Raw genomic sequence first — 15704 nt, forward strand, 5'->3', positions numbered from 1 at the left:
CTAAATTTATTAATGTCCGTATGCGTCGTCAAGCGACACGAAGTCTATGATCTTGTAGCGATCTCTTAGCCGCTCCTTTATCTCGTTCACGTTCAAATTTTCGCCAAGTTCGATCGTTAGCTCGAAAAAGTCCGCCGTCGCCTCTCTAGTTTCGGTGAGGCTGATAGTTACGAGATCGACTTGCATTTTCGCCATATGCGTCAAAAACTCCGCAAGCGACCCGCGTCTGTTTTCTAGGCTTAAGATGATCTTAAATCTATGAGGAGCAACCCGCGTCCATTTGACGAAAATCATCTCGTTTTTTTCTTCGGCTAGCTTCATAAACCGCTCGCAAAGCTTGTGATGGACGGTTACGTGGTGGTAGTTTCTAAATCCCACGATATCGTCGCCGCGCTTTGGATTGCAGCAATAATCAAACTCAATGCTATTTATCTTGTGATTCGAGTAGATCACGATATTTTCAAATTTTTGCTTTTTGACGTTGTATTTATCCGTCATCGCGATAGCAAACGGACGGTCTCTTTTTACGTATTTTTTTAGCGCGTTTACCACGTCTTGCAGGTAAACCGAATCAAACGCCGCTCTAAAAATTTTCTTGGTCAAATTTTCAGTCTCTAGCCACTGCTCGATAGTTTGAGAAGGTACGGCAAAGATACCGCTTAAAATTTCGATCGCGACCATGTTGTTTATATCTCTTATCTTTTGCTTGCAGTACGAGCGGATCGTGGCTCTAGCCTTGCCCGTTTTTACGCTACCTAGCCACGAACAGCGGTATTTTGGCTCATCGCCGGTTACGATACTCACGATATCGCCGTTTTTTAGCTCCGTTAGTAGCGGTACTCGCACGCGGTTTACATAGGCTTCTTTAGCATGCAAGCCTACGTGCGTGTGTATCTCATAAGCGTAATCAAGTGCCGTAGCGCCGCGCGGAAGCGTGAATATGTCGCCCTTTGGCGAATAAACCGCGACATCCTCGACGTAGAGGCTATCTTTTGCATATTCGTAGAGCTCCTCAGGGTTTTCGCCTGCTTCCTCCATGCCGTTTTCTATGCCGCTGATATCGCTTAGCCAGTCAAGTTTCGGGTTTAAAAAGCCGCCGCTTTTATATTTCCAGTGCGCCGCAACGCCGTACTCTGCGGTTTTATGCATATCAAAGGTGCGAATTTGAACCTCAAAGATGCTTTTGTTGTCAAATATCGTAGTATGTATCGTCTGATAGCCGTTTTGCTTCGGAAGTGCAACGTAGTCTTTAAAACGCGAGATTAAAGGGTTAAAATTTATATGCAAATTTCCAAGCACCAAATAGCAATCCTGCGGTTCTTTAACCAGCACGCGCGCAGCTAGCAGATCCAGCACCTCTTCGATCGAGATGCCTTTTCTCTGCATTTTTAGATAAATCGAATAGTGATGTTTGATACGCTTTTGTATCTCAAAGTCATTTTCGCTAAAACCGTTTTTGAGTAAAATTTGAAAAATTTTATCGGTAAACGCGTTTAGCTTTAGCACGAGCTGCTGTTTGTGCTCGGTTAAGTAGTCGTCGATTTTTTTGTACTCTTCTGGCAAAGCATATTTAAAGCTAAGATCCTCAAGCACGTTTTTGATCGACGAAATGCCTAGCCTATGCGCGATCGGAGCGTAAACCATCAGCGTCTCTTCGGCGATTCGTTTTTGCTTTTCCGGACGCAAAGCTTGCAGGGTGAGCATATTGTGCAACCTATCGCAAAGCTTTACCACGAGCACTCTCACGTCCTCGATAGAGATAAGAAGCATCTTGCGAAAGGTCATCGCAGAGGCCGCCAGACGCTCGTTTGACTCCGAGCTTGCGAGCTTATCCTCTCTGATGGCTACGATTTTAGTTAGCCCCTCGACTAGCTTTGCGACCTCTTCGCCAAAGTCCTCCCGCACGCTCTCGATCGATCTATCCGTATCCTCAACCACGTCGTGCAGCAAGGCGGCGATAATCATATCCTCGTCTCCGCCCATGTGCGCCACGATGCAGGCCACTAGGATAGGGTGTATAGCATACGGTTCGCCGCTTTTTCTAAACTGCCCCGCATGCGAGATGACGCAACACTCGATCGCGCGCTCTAAATTCGGTGTAAAATTTATCAGCTCGCTAAGCAGCTGTCTCGCCTGAGCGACATCCTTGCAAGCGGTTATATCATCGATTAATTGTTCTAGTAAAAATCCGCTATTTAGCTGCTTCAACTATGCCCTCTAAAGCTATCTTGCCCTCAGCTATCTCGCGTAGGGCGATATCGGCAAATTTCATCTTAGTAACGTCGATATCAAGCAAGCTTTTTGCGCCGCCAGCTAGAGCCTCGGCTCTTTTTGCTACCGCTAGAGCGAGCATGTACCTATCGTCTCCGACGAGTTTTAGAGCCTTTGCCGCTACTTCTTCAGATCTCATTTATTCTCCTTAAATTTAATTTCTTACGATAGAGCAAAACGCACTCTCGTCGCCTTGTATGATTTTGAGTAGGTTTCCGTCTTTGAACATATTGCACACCAAGATCGGTAGCGAATTATCCTTAGCTAACGCAATTGCCGTATCGTCCATCACTTTGATATCGTCACTCATCGCAAGCTCGTAGTTTAGCTCTTTTAGGAGCTTCGCGTTTTCAAATTTATGCGGGTCTTTATCGTAAACACCGTCCACTTTCGTAGCTTTGATTATCATATCTGAATCTATCTCGATAGCGCGCAAAGTCGCCGCCGTATCGGTAGTGAAAAATGGATTTCCAGTTCCCGCGGCAAAGATCACGACGCGGCCTTTTTCAAGGTGTCTGTTCGCGCGTCCGACGATAAAGGTCTCACAGATAGCCTCCATCTTTATCGCGCTTTGTACGCGCACGTCTAGGCCTACGCTCTCTAGCGCCTCTCTCATCGCGATGGAGTTTATCACGGTAGCCAGCATGCCCATGTGATCGCCGCTGGTGCGCTTTATGATGCCGTCTCTAGCCGCACTCACGCCGCGTATGATGTTGCCTCCGCCGATAACGATGCCCACTTGGATGCCGTTTTCTACTAGCTCTTTGATCTGCTTTGCGATAAATTTAAGCACAGCGTTATCTATACCAAAGCCGCTGTCTCCAGCTAGCGCCTCACCTGAAAATTTAACTAAAATTCGCTTTTTTCGCTCCATTTTTCATCTCCTTAAATTTTCGGATTTTAGCTAAATTTGCTTTAAATTTTGCTAATCTCGGAGCGCGAGTACTATTTTAGGCTGATTAGCTCGAGGGGGTCTATGTGGTAGTTTTTTTGCGTAACTTCAAAGGTTAGATCTCGTTGCACGCGTCCGATGACGTAGCCTTTTTGCACTTTTGCGCCCACTTTTACGGTAGGAGCTATCTGGCTAAGGTGCGCGTAGATCGTGTGAATGCCGTTTGGATTTTCGATGATGACGACCTTATCTAGCATCGCCGTTTCTTTGGCAAAGACCACTTTACCGTTAAACACGCTTTTTACCTTTGCATCGGCCGAATTTGCGCTTAGCACAACCGATTCGTTAAAAATTTTGATGTTATAGATGGGGTCTACGTAGTTGCCGAATTTTTGCTTGACCGTAAAGCCGTCAAGCGGTGCGATAGTCTTTTCGCCGCTGTATTTTTTAACAAGGCTAGTTTGGTAGCTTGAGCCAAACTGCTTCACGTCGCCCTCAGACGCGCTTGCTGCGGCCTCGCCTTTTTTATCTTTCTTATTTTTTTGAGCTTTGGCTTCGGCTGCTTTTTGCGCGGCTAGAGCCTTTTTAGCCTCCTCGCTCTCCCTTTTTGCGACGATTTTTAGTTCTTCTAGCGTCTTTCTGATCTCGTCTTGTTGCGCTTGTAGGCGCGAGAGTTGCTTTTGATAAATTTCCTTATCCCGCTTTAAATTTGCCAGCGTTTTCATCTGCTTATCCTGCAGGGAAACGAGCTCGGCTTGCTTAAATTTAAAGGTTTTTAAATTTGACTTTATGCCGTCTATCTTGTCGTTTTGAGTTTTTATTAAATTTTGCGTACTTTCATATTGCTTGGCTAGCTCGTTAAAATCATCTTTTAGTACCGAATTTAGCTTGCTTAAAATCTCGGTCGCGATTATGCTATCCACGCCCTCCTCGTACTCTTTTGGCATTATAAGATCGAAAGAAAACTCGTCCGAGATGATGCGCACGATACTTTTTTGGATATTTTTTTGACTTTGCGTTAGGTCTTTGTTTTGCTTTACTAGCTCGTCAAGCTCGCCGCTAGCGCTTTTTGCGTTGTTTTCCAGCTGCGCTATTTGCAAAATGAGCTCTTTCATCTTGTCGTCGGTTTGTCTGACGCTTTTTTCGCCGCCGAGTATGTCGCCGGCTAGGTCGTCTAGCTTTTTATTTAGCTGCTTTTCAAGCTCTTTTGAGGACTCGAGATAGGTCGTTTGATTTTTTATCTTTTCGCCAGTGCTTGCGTTTAAGCAAATCATGGCGGCCAGCAAAAAGCAAATTTTTTTCATATCGCCGTTGCTTTTCTGGTTACGAGATAAACGGCTAAAAAACTAATCGCAAGCGAAACGCCCAGCAGTACTCCGCCCTCGTAAAACAGATCAATCGCCGGCAAATTAATATTTAGGTCGGTAGCGACTTCCTTAACGGGCTGCAAATCCGGCAAGATAATGTAAAAAACCGCCACCAAAACGGTCGCTATAAACGAATCAAACAACGCGTTTTTGTATAACGCGCCAGATTTTAGCCACGACGGAGCTCCCAGCAGCGTCATTATCTCGATGCGCTCCTTGTGCTCGTATAGCCAAATTCGCATCTGTTTTGCGATGAGCATAAGCCCGATTAACCCGATTAGCCCCGAAAATATCGCCGAAATATTTTTAATCAGCTGCATGATTTTATAAATTTTATCATGCGTTTTTGAAAAGGTCTCAACCCTGCTTACGCCGTTAATCTTTGAAATTTTATCCTTTATCTCTTGCATATATTGGGTACTTGGAAAGGCATTTAGCTTTAGCGAGTAAAAATTAGGCAAAGCGTTTTGCAAAACGGCGATATTTTTAGACGAAATATCTTTAGAGAGCTTCTCTAGTACGGGCTTTGAACTAAGCGGTTCAAGAGATTCAAACGTATGAACGAGCGGCTTTACGTCGGTAGCGTTTAGCTCGTTTTGACTTACGATGATAATGTTATAGTCTTTGTTCATCACGGACTCGTACTCGTCCACCACTCGCCCGACTAGCAATATAAACTGAATGCCCACGAGTAACGCCATAAGTGGAATTATAGTGCTTAAGTGGTTTTTAAAGAATTTCATATAGGCGTCCATTTTCTATAGCAAGATGTCTATAGGGTACTCTTAGCGAGCTTGGCACCCTGTGCGTGACGACCACGATGCAAGTACCCAAAAACTCCTTAGCCGAGTGCAAAAGTCCCCAGATAACGTCGCTTGAGTATTCATCGAGGCTACCCGTCGGCTCGTCGCAAAGTAGCAAATTTGGATTATGCGCGAGCGCCCTAGCCATCGCAGCTCGCTGCTGTTCGCCGCCGCTTAGCTCGTTTGGATATTTGTGCGCCCTATGGAGCAAATTTACGTGCTTTAGGAGTTTGGTCGCCTGATTTTTACAAACGTTAGCGCTAAGACCTTTTATCATCAGCGGCAGCATCACGTTTTTTTCGATATTCCATTCACTTATCAGGCGGTAGTTTTGAAAGACCACGCCGATGCGCTGCCTTAGTTTATCTAGATTTTGCCCGCCAAGATTCATCATATCGGTTAGGCAGACGTTTAGCGAGCCAGCACTTGGCTTTATCTCACCGTAAAAAGATTTTAAAAGCGTCGATTTGCCGCTACCGCTTTGCCCGGTGATAAAAACGAAATCATTGGCGTAAATGTCAAATTTCGCGTCCGTTATGAGCTTTTCGCAGCCCTCGTATCCTAGGCAAAGCCCGCTTGCGCTAATTATTTTTTGCATCCGCCAAATACTCCTTCAACGCAAGATGCGCCTTTAAATTTTCAGCCGTAACGAGCGGCTTTTTTATAAAATATTCCGCGCCCTTTTCGCCGAGCAAAATATAGCAGTGCTCGGGCGCGTTAAATGAGCCAAACGCGGCGCGAATCAAAATTTCGCCGTCTTTTTCGTATTTTTCCTCCAAGTGCAAGAAAAAATCATCCTCTTTTATCGTTTGGTTACTAAATTTAGCCGCGACCTTGCTCGCGTCGTAGCCGCTTTCAAATTTTAGCTCGCCCAGATCGGCTCTTGGTTCGCTTTGCTTTTCGCAGGTAAAGATAACGTCGTAAATATCTTTTTGGTGCCTTTTCCAGCGGTCTTCATATTTGCTGCTCACTTTTAGGTCGCGGTTTTTGTAAATTTGCACGTCGGCATCGCTCAAATTTAAAATTTGCGCCAAAGTAAAGTCCGCATACTCGCGGCTATCGGTTCGCAGCTCAAATTTGCCGCCTACTTTTAGCGTTCGCTCGCACTCCAGGGCAAATTTAGCCGAGGCTACGCGCCTATGAGGAGCGTCGTCCCAAGGTACGGGAAAATGCAAGAAAATCTTATCTATCAAATTTGACTCCACAAGCGACAAAAGCAGTCTCGCGTCGCAGTTTACAAGCATGACGTTGTTTAGGTTTTTGGCTTTAGCCAGCTTTGCGACCTGCTCGAGCGAGGGCTTGTAGACCTCGATACCGACGACTAGCGTATTTGGATTATTTTCCGCCTGAAATAGCAAGTGCCTGCCCGAACCAAATCCGATCTCGATAAATTTGCTCTCAAATTCGCTCTGATTTAAATTCTCAAGCAACTCGCCCACGCTAAAGATCGCCGAGTCTTTTTGCGTGAGGCGCGTGTTTTTTACAGCGATGGCTTCGCTTAAAATTTGATCGCAGTAAAGCTCTTTAAATTTAACCAAAGCATTTTGCAAAAGCCCTATTTTGGCAGGCTTCGTTAGCTTTTCGCCCTTTACGACCCAGCCCCCTTCGCGCTTTTTTAGCGTGATAAAAAACTCCTCGCTAGAGCTTTTTGTATAAACGAGGCTAACGCCCTGCCTGCCGCGAGCCTCCCACAAAAAGCTTATCTCGCCGCAATCTTTTGGCGTAAAATTTACGTTTTTAGCTATAAAATTGGGCATTATTCGACGGCTATCTCTGCTTTAGCAGAAGCGTCGGAGCTTATGCCGTATTCATCTACGGCGATCACTTTATAGCTGTATTTTTGCCCGTATGTTACGCTATTATCGACAAATTCGTTGCCCGTTATATTTGTAAATTTTTGCTCGCTGCCGCCGCCGTCTCTTATAACGGTAAAGCTTCTAGCCTTATCAGAGGCGTTCCACGTGAGCTTAACCGCCGTGCTGTCGGCTACGATAGAGGATACGACCGGCGCGTCGATAGCTCCTAACGTCATGCCGATGATAGGCTCGCTAGGCTTTTTAGACTCTAGGCCGTCTTTATCGACGATGGTGATTTTATAGTATCTGGTCGCGCCGTTTTCGTTTATGAGATCCTCGTAGCTATTAGACGTTGTTTTGACGAGGTAAGTGTAGGGCATAAATTTGCTTGACACGCTGTAAATTTTATAGTAGCCAAAGTCGTCGCTAGCCACGCTATCCCACGTCAAAATAATCTTTTTAGGCACGTTTTGAGTAGCTTGGGCATTTACGACCTCGCTTGGCAGCTGCTTCGTCGTAGAGTCTACGATCTCGCTAGGTTTTGAGATCGTGCCGCTAGTCGTTTTTACGAAAACTCTATACTTGTAGCTTCTGCCCGACTTCACGTCGTCATCGATATACTCGGCGTTTAGTCTGCCTTTTACCTCGGCGATTTGCCTCCAGTTTTCTTTATTTATATCGGCCTTTTCGACGACGTAAGACGCCGTGCGAAGATCCGGATGCGGTCTCCAGATGAGCTTCACGCGCTCAGGTAAATTCGTAAGTGCTCTAACGAAAGGTACGGAGTCCATAAGAGGCTTGGTCGTGGCGCTAACGATCATGCCCGGGCCCGAGATTTGCTTGCTCTCGTTATATGTTCTCATTTCGTACGAGTAGGTCGTCTCGGGGGCTAAATTTGCGTCCACGTAGTGGCTGGCAAAGCGGTCTTTTATAACGGCTACGACTTTCATTTTGCCGTTATTTTCATTTGGATTTGAGCGGTATAGATAGTAGCCTGCGACGTTTGAGGTCGGAGTCGGCGTCCACTCAAAGCCCACTTCGGTCATATCGCTGATGGTTTTTAGGCTCTGGACGGTCGGCAAATTTGGATTTACTTGCGCAGGCCCGCTAGAGGATACGCATCCACTCATCACAATGGCCAAAGAGCTCGCTAAGCCCCATAAAATCAATCTTTTCATCTATATTCTCCTTACTAAATTTACTAAGTAAAATTTCACTAAAATCATCCCAGACGGGCGCAACGAAGCTCATTTGCCCGCCCGTGCGCGGATGCGTGAAATACAGCCCGTAGGCGTGAAGCATTACTCGGCCGATTTTATCCTTTTCGCTCTTAAAACCGTATAAAGCATCGCCCAAAATATGGCGGTTTAGGCTAGCTAGATGCACTCTTATCTGATGAGTTCTACCCGTAAAAAGCTTTGCCGCGATCAAATTTACGCCCGCATTTTTGCTCTGCGCCGAGCCGTCAAATTCGCTAAAAAGCAAATTCGCAAAGGCGCTCTTTGCCGCGCGGCCGCTTGAAACTATCGCCTTTTTTAGACGGTTAATCGGATTTCGTCCAATAGCTCGCTCTACGGTGCAGTTTTGCTTGAGCGGCAGATCGGTTAGCGCTAGATAAATGCGCCCCATGCTTTTATCGCTTAGCTGATTTGAAAGCGCGGCGTGAGCGGCGTTATTTTTGGCTACGACGATAGCTCCGCTAGTGCCTTTATCTAGCCTGTGAACGATGCCCGCCCTGCTTTGTCCGCTTAAATTTGATAGCAAAAACCCCTTCGCCCCGAGCCAGTCCACAAGCGTAGGCTCCTTGACGCTGGGAGCTGGATGGACGACTAAATTTGCCGGTTTATTTAGCACGAGCAAATCCTCGTCCTCGTAAATGATCGGCACTTCAAATTCCGCTTCAAATTTAGCCCTATCAGGCTCGCTTTGCTCAAATTTTATCCTCAAAACGTCGCCTAAATTTAGCTTTGCGGAGGGCTTAGTTAGCGGCTTGCCGTTTAGGCTAACCAGCCCGCTTTTTATCAAATTTAGCGCTTGGTTTCTAGCGACGTTTAGCTCGGCCGCCAAAAACGCGTCCGCCCTCGCCTGCGCATCCTCTAAAATTTTGATCTCTTTTTCCGTCATTTTTAGATTTGTTTCCTTTAAAATGCTATAATCGCTCAAAAAAGGCAAATTTTTGATAAGACTCGATAGGCGAATTTTAACCCATTTTGACTTCGTTCAGCCGTTTTTGATACTTCCTATTATTATTTTATCATACATTTTGGTTTCTGAGGCAAATTCTATCCTAGCCGGCAAGCAGCTTGTATATTTCGGCGTGGGGCTGGCGGCGTTTTTATTTTTCTTTTTGCTCCCCATTCGCAAGATCGCCTGGCTCATACCGCTATTTTACTGGATTTGCGTCGTGTTGCTTATTTGCGTCGATCTTTTTGGCGCAAGCAAACTGGGCGCAAAAAGATGGCTTGAGTTTCCTTTTATCCACTTTACGCTTCAGCCATCAGAGATCATGAAACCGGCGCTTCTTTTGATGCTAGGCTACCTCATAAAACAGCACCCGCCCGGCGAAGAGGGATACGGGCTTAAAGATTTTGGACGGCTTAGCCTTTATATCCTTTTGCCTTTCGTACTGATTTTAAAAGAGCCTGATTTAGGCACCGCTTTGATACTACTCATCGTGGGCTACGCCGTGCTTTTTATCATCGGGGTAAATAAAAAAATCTGGTTTGCGATATTTGCGGGGGTTTTGCTCGCCGCCCCCTTGATTTACGAAAATTTGCACGATTATCAAAAAAAGCGCATTACCGATTTTTTAAGCGAGGAGTCTAACTACCACGTACGCCAAAGCATCATCGCTATCGGCAGCGGCGGACTAAAGGGCAAACCAAAAGACGAAGCTACGCAGACGCATTTTAAATTTTTGCCCATTTCCACTAGCGATTTTATTTTCGCATACACGATCGAGCGATACGGATTTTACGGCGGGCTTGCGCTACTTAGCTTTTACGGCGCGCTGATAGCTCATCTACTCAGCCTAAACTACGGGCTAAAAGATGATTATTTCACCCAGACCATGACGTCTGGGATCGGGATACTCTTGTTTATCTACGTTAGCGTAAATATCATGATGACGATAGGATTTGCGCCGGTGGTGGGTATCCCGCTGCCGTTTTACAGCTACGGCGGCAGTAGCTTCGTTACTTTTATGTGCCTTTTTGGGATTTTGCAAAATTTGCTCGCGTTTAGGTTTGATCCGACATATAGGTTGGTTAAATTTAAAATTTAAACATAAAAACTTTACTAAATACATACGTGAATTTTGATTGAAATAATTTTCAATCAAATCCTAAATAAAATTTGAAGTTTTGAAATATTAACCGCATTTGTTGTTAGGTCATTTTATTAACGACGTTTTTTTGACAGCCTGCCCTGATCGTGCAAGCACAAACCTACAAATGTTTTATATGTACCGAACAAACTTACAAAATAATAAGATGATGTACTTTAAAGTATTTGATAAAGATAAATTGAAGTGGTGGGTTCACCAGGACTCGAACCTGGGACCATCCGGTTATGAGCCGGATGCTCTAACCAACTGAGCTATGAACCCGCCAGCTGAAGTGAGGTTGTGATTATAGCAACGCAAAGCTTATTTACTGCTAAATTTTGATTTAAAAACGCAAAAATGTATAATACGCCAAATTTAATCCAAGGTAAAAGATGAACGAAAATTTAAACGATTTCATAGACGCGTTTTTACTAGACGGCGGCGAGCAGAGCGAAAAGGCACTAATCGCGGCGCTAAAAAAGGCCGAGTTTTTGGCTCCCGTACTCATAAACCAAGCCCTAGCAAAGCCCGACGGCAGCGCGGTTTATGAAGAAGAGGGCTCAAATATCAAATTTGTCTTACTAGAAGACGAGGAGAGCGGACTTAGCTATTTCCCGGCGTTTTCTAGCAGGGGCGAGATGATGAGATGGCGAAACGATGCCGAGCAGGAGGCGATAAATCTGCACCTAAAAGACTACGCCGCTATGCTAGAAAGCGCTGAGGGCAAATATGCAGGAGTCGTGATAGACGCGTTTTCGCATAGTTTGATTTTAGATCTTGCAAAGCTCAAAGCAATCTGCACGGAGTAAAATTTGACCCGAACGGGCATCCTCTAAAACATCAAGCGCGCTCTGTAAAATTTAAATTTTAAAAACAGTACCGCCCGCAAATTTGAGGGGAAAAGATGGATAAGCTTAGACAAAGATATATCGCGCTTCAAAAGGCGTTTTGGGATTCTGACGGCGGAGCGGCGAGCGTTTTGGCACTGTATGACTTCAAAGACGAGCTCGAAAAATTCGATGAAACAGAGGCAAAGCTTGTGCTCGTGGACGTTTACGAGCTGCTAGGACTTAAAAAGAGCGCCTGCGAACTGCTCGGTAAAATTTGCGATGCGAAGGACAGAAAGCAACTCAAAAAGCTCGGCTATCTGAAGCAGTATGCAAAAAACGGCAATGCGGGCGCGATAAAGCCTCCTAAAACAGCTAGCGAGACGGCGCGCCAAAGCAAAAAGCTAAAGGCATTGCCTCATTTTCGCTACCACCCGGATCCTTTTAAAACGGGGGTGTTTAAAGAGGGTGTAAGCGTGGTTTGCGAGTGCTGCGGGCAGGCGACTGACGCGTATTATTGCGGTAGTGTTTACAGCGTGGAGGACGTAAACTACCTCTGCCCGCACTGCATCGCTAGCGGTGCGGCTGCAGCGAAATTTGACGCCAGTTTTATCCAGGACGCAGATCCTCTGCCGCCTAGCACTTCGGACGCACAGGCTAAAACCGAGGAGCCATTTAAAAGGACGCCCGGATATTTTAGCTGGCAGGGAGAGCACCGGCTTGCTTGCTGCGACGACTACTGCGAGTTTTTAGGCGACATAGGCACGAAGGAGCTGCAGGAGATGGGCATAGCGGAAGATGTGTTTGCAGACTACGCCTTGCGCGGGGAATTTGCGGTAGAGGACGTGCAGAGTTACCTCATCGCGGGCGGCGACATGGCGGGCTATCTGTTTCGTTGCGCCCGCTGCGGCAAGTATAAAATTTATGTCGATGCAAGCTAAATTTGAAAAATTTTACTCGCCCGGACTTGCATCTTGAAAACGTAAAATTTGAGTTAGCTAAATTTGATGCTGTTTTGCTTTTATGTTGAAGGGTTTTAAACTACGCTTTGCTTCGCAGTTGCGAGTGTAACGACGCAGAAGCCCCCTCCAGCCCCACTGCACGTTAGAAGTTGCTGCACTGCGTGCAGGTCTAGATTTGGCGCTTACGCGCTACACATCTTTTTAATTTATAGCAGACGCAAATTTGCAAATTTAAAAACCCAGCGACGCTTTGCGTCAGCAAAGCTATGTCGCCACCTCTCACATCGTAGGGGATAGAGGATTGTTAAGGGGGAAGGGAGCTCTTTTGCTTCGACCTTGCCTCGCCTTGTGCTTGCACTCTCTTTGAGAGCTGCAAAACAGAGCGTAATTCAAGCCCCCCTTAACAAAGAAGCAAGATAACTTTAGACAATCATTTTTGTTTTTAAGAAATTTAACACATAGCATCAAATTTGAAAACCAAATTTAGCGCCTTAAAGATACGGGTCTCGGCAGATAAAATTTACAAATTTAGGAAGATATGAAACAAGTGTTCCAGACAGAATAGGCGTAGTTTAAATAAATTTTCTTGCCTGCAAAGGAGCGGACTAGTCGTCCGTGACTACGGCGGGCGTAGAAAAATTTATTCCAAAATCCGTCATTTACGGGGAATCAAAATCACCCGCATCAAACCCAAGCTCCAGCGTTTTTATCTCCCCTATCGCATTTCCAGCGATCCCCTTTATCGAGCCAAACATCTCGATCGCGTTGTCGCGCACCTTTTCGATCTGTTTTTCGCGGCTCTTCCAGATGCGTTTCATCGCGTTTTTCTCGCGCTCCAGCTCCTCGCTCATCGCAGAAAAGCCCTCCACGATAGCCTCAATGCGCATCTTAAACTCGTTGCTGACGAGATACGAGTAGAGCATCTCCATCTTGTTTGAGCGGTTTTGCGCGGAGTTCCTAGCAAAATTTAGCTCCACGACGCCCTGCCTTAGCACGAAACAAAGCGCCTTAAACTCCTCATAGTTGCACACCCATACGCCGTCAACCAGCCCCATGCGCTCTAGCTCCTTTGGCCGCGCCTCGCTAACTAGCACTCCGACGTCGGCGCCCGATGCGCGCATATCGGCCTTAAATTTTTCTATCCATTCGTTTGAGAAATTTTTCGTGCGTTTGCTTTCGTAGTAGATTTTGCCGCAGTTTTGCGCCTCGCGGGTATTTACGATCTGCATCACGTCTGCGCCGTTTGCCCCCTTTTTAACCTCGTCTATGACGTCAAATACGAACTTCTCCCGCAGCCACGCCTCGATAGCTAGCTCTTGCGTCTCGCCTTGTAGCTGCTCGCTGCCCTGCTCTATGCGCCTTTGCGCCTCGTTTAGCTGCTTTTTTAGCGCTTCTAGCTGCTCGTCTTTTTGCTTAAATTTTAGCTCGTTTTGCTCTGCCAAAGCCTTGCCTAGCCGCTCTTTTTCCTCGTTTAGGCGCTTGCTTAGCTCAGCCTCGGTTTTAGCCATCAGCGCGCTTTCAAACTCGCTCTTTTCGCGTTTTAGCTTTTCTATCTCAAGCGTCTTTAAATTTAGCTCGTTTATCTGCTTTGACTTAGCTTCAAGCTCGGTTTTTAGGGCGTTTACTATGTTTAAATTTTCACCCTCGAGTTTTGCTTTTATTTCATTTTCAAGCTCGGTTTTTTTAGCGTTTAGGGCTGCGGCAAATTTGGCGTCGAATTCTTTTTCCTTCGCGTTTAAAGCGTCTAAATGCGCCTTGTATTCGGCCCTCTTAATCTCGATCTCTTTGTCAAAATCTCGCCTAGCCGCCGCCATTTTTTGCTTCATTTCAAGCTCAAGCTCGGTTTTTAGAGCCAAATTTACATCGACTTCGGCGCCGCAGTTACCGCATTTTACGCTACTTTGCATTTACAGCCTCGTTTTCATTTTTTCAAATTCGTCCTGCACGGTGGCCGAGTTTGGCTCGTTGCTCATCTTGTCTATCGCGTCGCCGTAGAGGCTGGTTAGATAAATCACGATGCAAGAGACCGCAAAGCCAGGCAATATCTCGTAAACGTAAGAATTTAGCCCGAGCGCTATCCACGCGATCACCGTCGCTCCGCCCGTTATCATACCGAGCAAAGCCGCTAGCGCGCTCATCCTGCGCCAGTAAAGGCTAAAAAGCAGCACCGGCCCAAAGCTCGCGCCAAAGCCCGCCCACGCGTAACCCACGACGTTTAGCACGCTTTCGTTAAAGCTAAAAGCAAGCGCGGTAGCCACTAGCGCGACGACCACGACAGCGTATCTACCAGCTGCAACCTGAGCTTTTTGAGAGATTTCTTTTTTATAAAAAGCAAATACAAAATCCTGCGTCACCGAGCTTGCGCTAACCAAAAGCTGGCTAGAGATCGTACTCATGATAGCTGAAAGTACGGCTGAAATGATGATACCCACGAAAAACGGATGAAACAGCGTCTCGCCAAGCTGCAAAAAGACCTTTTCAGGATCGGCTAGAGGCAAATTTAACTCGCTGTAATACACAAAGCCGATCAGTCCGCTCATCATCGCTCCGGCTAAGCCGATCGCCATCCAGCAGATACCGATGCGGCGTGCCTGAGCTAGCTCTTTTGAGCTTCGTATCGCCATAAATCTAACTATGATGTGCGGCTGCCCGAAATATCCAAGCCCCCACGCCATAAGTCCCAAAATGCTTAAAAAAGTCTGGCCGTAAAAGACGTTTAGGTGGTTTTTGCCGTATTTAGCCACCTCGCTCCAAAACGTAGCGCCGTCGGGCAAATTTAGGTTACAAAACGCTACTGCAGGCACGGCGACTAAAACCAAAAACATCAGCGTGCCCTGAAACGCGTCCGTGATACAAACCGCGCGAAAACCGCCGAAAAACGTGTAAAAAACGACGATAGCCAGCGTAAAAATCGCGCCAAATTTAAAATCTAGGCCAAAAAAGCTCTCAAAGCTCTTGCCGCCCGCGATTATCCCGCTACTAACGTAAAGCGTGAAAAATATCAAAATCAAAAGGCCGGAGACTATGCGTAAAATTTTAGTCTCGTCTTTAAAGCGATTTTGCAAGAAATCGGGAATCGTGATGCTGTCGCTCGCAACCTCGGTATAAACGCGCAGGCGCTTTGCTAAAAACAGGTAGTTGCAATACGCTCCTATAACAAGCCCCAAAACCATCCAAATCGTAGCCAGTCCCGTAGCATAAAGCGCGCCCGGCACGCCAAGTAGCATCCAGCCGCTCATATCGCTAGCTCCGGCGCTCAGTGCCGTTACGACCGGCCCTAGGCGGCGGTTGTCGAGCAGATATTCGCCCATATTGGCGTTTTTGTTATAAGAGTATCGCCCCACGAAAAGCAAAAATCCAAAATACAGCGCGATGGCGATATAGCGTGCATAGTCCATAAATTTCCCTCGGTTTTTTAAATTTGAGTTACGATAATATGATAAATTTGTTTAAAAGATAAT

14 protein-coding genes and 1 tRNA gene are annotated in these 15704 nt (G+C 46.2%); 3 read left to right on the plus strand and 12 right to left on the minus strand.

Annotation, left to right across the window (positions count from 1 at the left end):
* Window positions 1–9 precede the first annotated feature (9 nt).
* From EE116_RS09500 to EE116_RS09540, 9 genes are all read right to left on the minus strand, one after another.
* Window positions 10–2208, minus strand: coding sequence for a RelA/SpoT family protein (locus EE116_RS09500; RefSeq protein WP_122874209.1), 2199 nt, complete (start codon window positions 2206–2208; stop codon window positions 10–12).
* Window positions 2192–2410, minus strand: a complete 219-nt coding sequence (locus EE116_RS09505) for a DNA-directed RNA polymerase subunit omega (RefSeq protein ID WP_002948448.1) — start codon at window positions 2408–2410, stop codon at window positions 2192–2194. Before EE116_RS09505 ends, EE116_RS09500 begins: the two co-directional genes overlap by 17 nt.
* 15 nt (window positions 2411–2425) lie before the next feature.
* A complete protein-coding gene (pyrH, locus tag EE116_RS09510) occupies window positions 2426–3145 on the minus strand; it encodes a UMP kinase (protein WP_122874210.1) in 720 nt (239 codons plus the stop codon).
* Between the two features lie 71 nt (window positions 3146–3216).
* Window positions 3217–4467 carry a murein hydrolase activator EnvC family protein gene (locus tag EE116_RS09515; RefSeq protein WP_122874211.1) on the minus strand — a complete coding sequence of 417 codons (1251 nt, stop codon included), beginning with the start codon at window positions 4465–4467 and terminating at the stop codon, window positions 3217–3219.
* Window positions 4464–5273, minus strand: a complete 810-nt coding sequence (locus tag EE116_RS09520) for a cell division protein FtsX (protein WP_122874212.1) — start codon at window positions 5271–5273, stop codon at window positions 4464–4466. The genes EE116_RS09515 and EE116_RS09520 overlap by 4 nt, the downstream gene beginning before the upstream one ends.
* Window positions 5260–5931, minus strand: a complete 672-nt coding sequence (locus tag EE116_RS09525; RefSeq protein ID WP_122874213.1) for a cell division ATP-binding protein FtsE — start codon at window positions 5929–5931, stop codon at window positions 5260–5262. The genes EE116_RS09520 and EE116_RS09525 overlap by 14 nt, the downstream gene beginning before the upstream one ends.
* Window positions 5915–7090, minus strand: coding sequence for a tRNA (guanosine(46)-N7)-methyltransferase TrmB (gene trmB, locus EE116_RS09530; protein WP_122874214.1), 1176 nt, complete (start codon window positions 7088–7090; stop codon window positions 5915–5917). Before trmB ends, EE116_RS09525 begins: the two co-directional genes overlap by 17 nt.
* On the minus strand, window positions 7090–8307 hold the full coding sequence (locus EE116_RS09535) for a fibronectin type III domain-containing protein (RefSeq protein ID WP_241091677.1): 1218 nt from the start codon (window positions 8305–8307) through the stop codon (window positions 7090–7092). The genes trmB and EE116_RS09535 overlap by 1 nt, the downstream gene beginning before the upstream one ends.
* Window positions 8237–9253, minus strand: a complete 1017-nt coding sequence (locus tag EE116_RS09540) for an RluA family pseudouridine synthase (RefSeq protein ID WP_122874215.1) — start codon at window positions 9251–9253, stop codon at window positions 8237–8239. Before EE116_RS09540 ends, EE116_RS09535 begins: the two co-directional genes overlap by 71 nt.
* 52 nt (window positions 9254–9305) lie before the next feature.
* On the opposite strand from EE116_RS09540, the gene EE116_RS09545 reads away from it, so the two are divergent.
* Window positions 9306–10412: an FtsW/RodA/SpoVE family cell cycle protein gene (locus EE116_RS09545; protein WP_122874216.1), complete on the plus strand. Its 1107-nt coding sequence runs from the start codon at window positions 9306–9308 to the stop codon at window positions 10410–10412.
* 247 nt (window positions 10413–10659) lie between these two features.
* Here the strand turns inward: EE116_RS09545 and EE116_RS09550 are convergent.
* Window positions 10660–10736 (minus strand) — tRNA-Ile (locus EE116_RS09550).
* 110 nt (window positions 10737–10846) lie between these two features.
* Here EE116_RS09550 and EE116_RS09555 point away from each other — a divergent pair.
* Window positions 10847–11263 carry an SseB family protein gene (locus EE116_RS09555; RefSeq protein WP_122874217.1) on the plus strand — a complete coding sequence of 139 codons (417 nt, stop codon included), beginning with the start codon at window positions 10847–10849 and terminating at the stop codon, window positions 11261–11263.
* A 95-nt stretch (window positions 11264–11358) separates the two neighbouring features.
* A complete protein-coding gene (locus tag EE116_RS09560) occupies window positions 11359–12222 on the plus strand; it encodes a CbrC family protein (RefSeq protein ID WP_122874218.1) in 864 nt (287 codons plus the stop codon).
* Window positions 12223–12902: 680 nt separating this feature from the next.
* On the opposite strand, the gene EE116_RS09565 is transcribed toward EE116_RS09560, so the two are convergent.
* Together EE116_RS09565 and putP are read right to left on the minus strand one after the other, a co-directional pair.
* Complete coding sequence (locus EE116_RS09565; protein WP_122874219.1) at window positions 12903–14150, minus strand: DUF2130 domain-containing protein; 1248 nt, start codon at window positions 14148–14150, stop codon at window positions 12903–12905.
* Window positions 14151–15641, minus strand: a complete 1491-nt coding sequence (gene putP / locus EE116_RS09570; RefSeq protein WP_122874220.1) for a sodium/proline symporter PutP — start codon at window positions 15639–15641, stop codon at window positions 14151–14153.
* Window positions 15642–15704: the final 63 nt, after the last annotated feature.

It is taken from the genome of Campylobacter showae, assembly GCF_900573985.1.
GTDB lineage: Bacteria > Campylobacterota > Campylobacteria > Campylobacterales > Campylobacteraceae > Campylobacter_A > Campylobacter_A showae_E.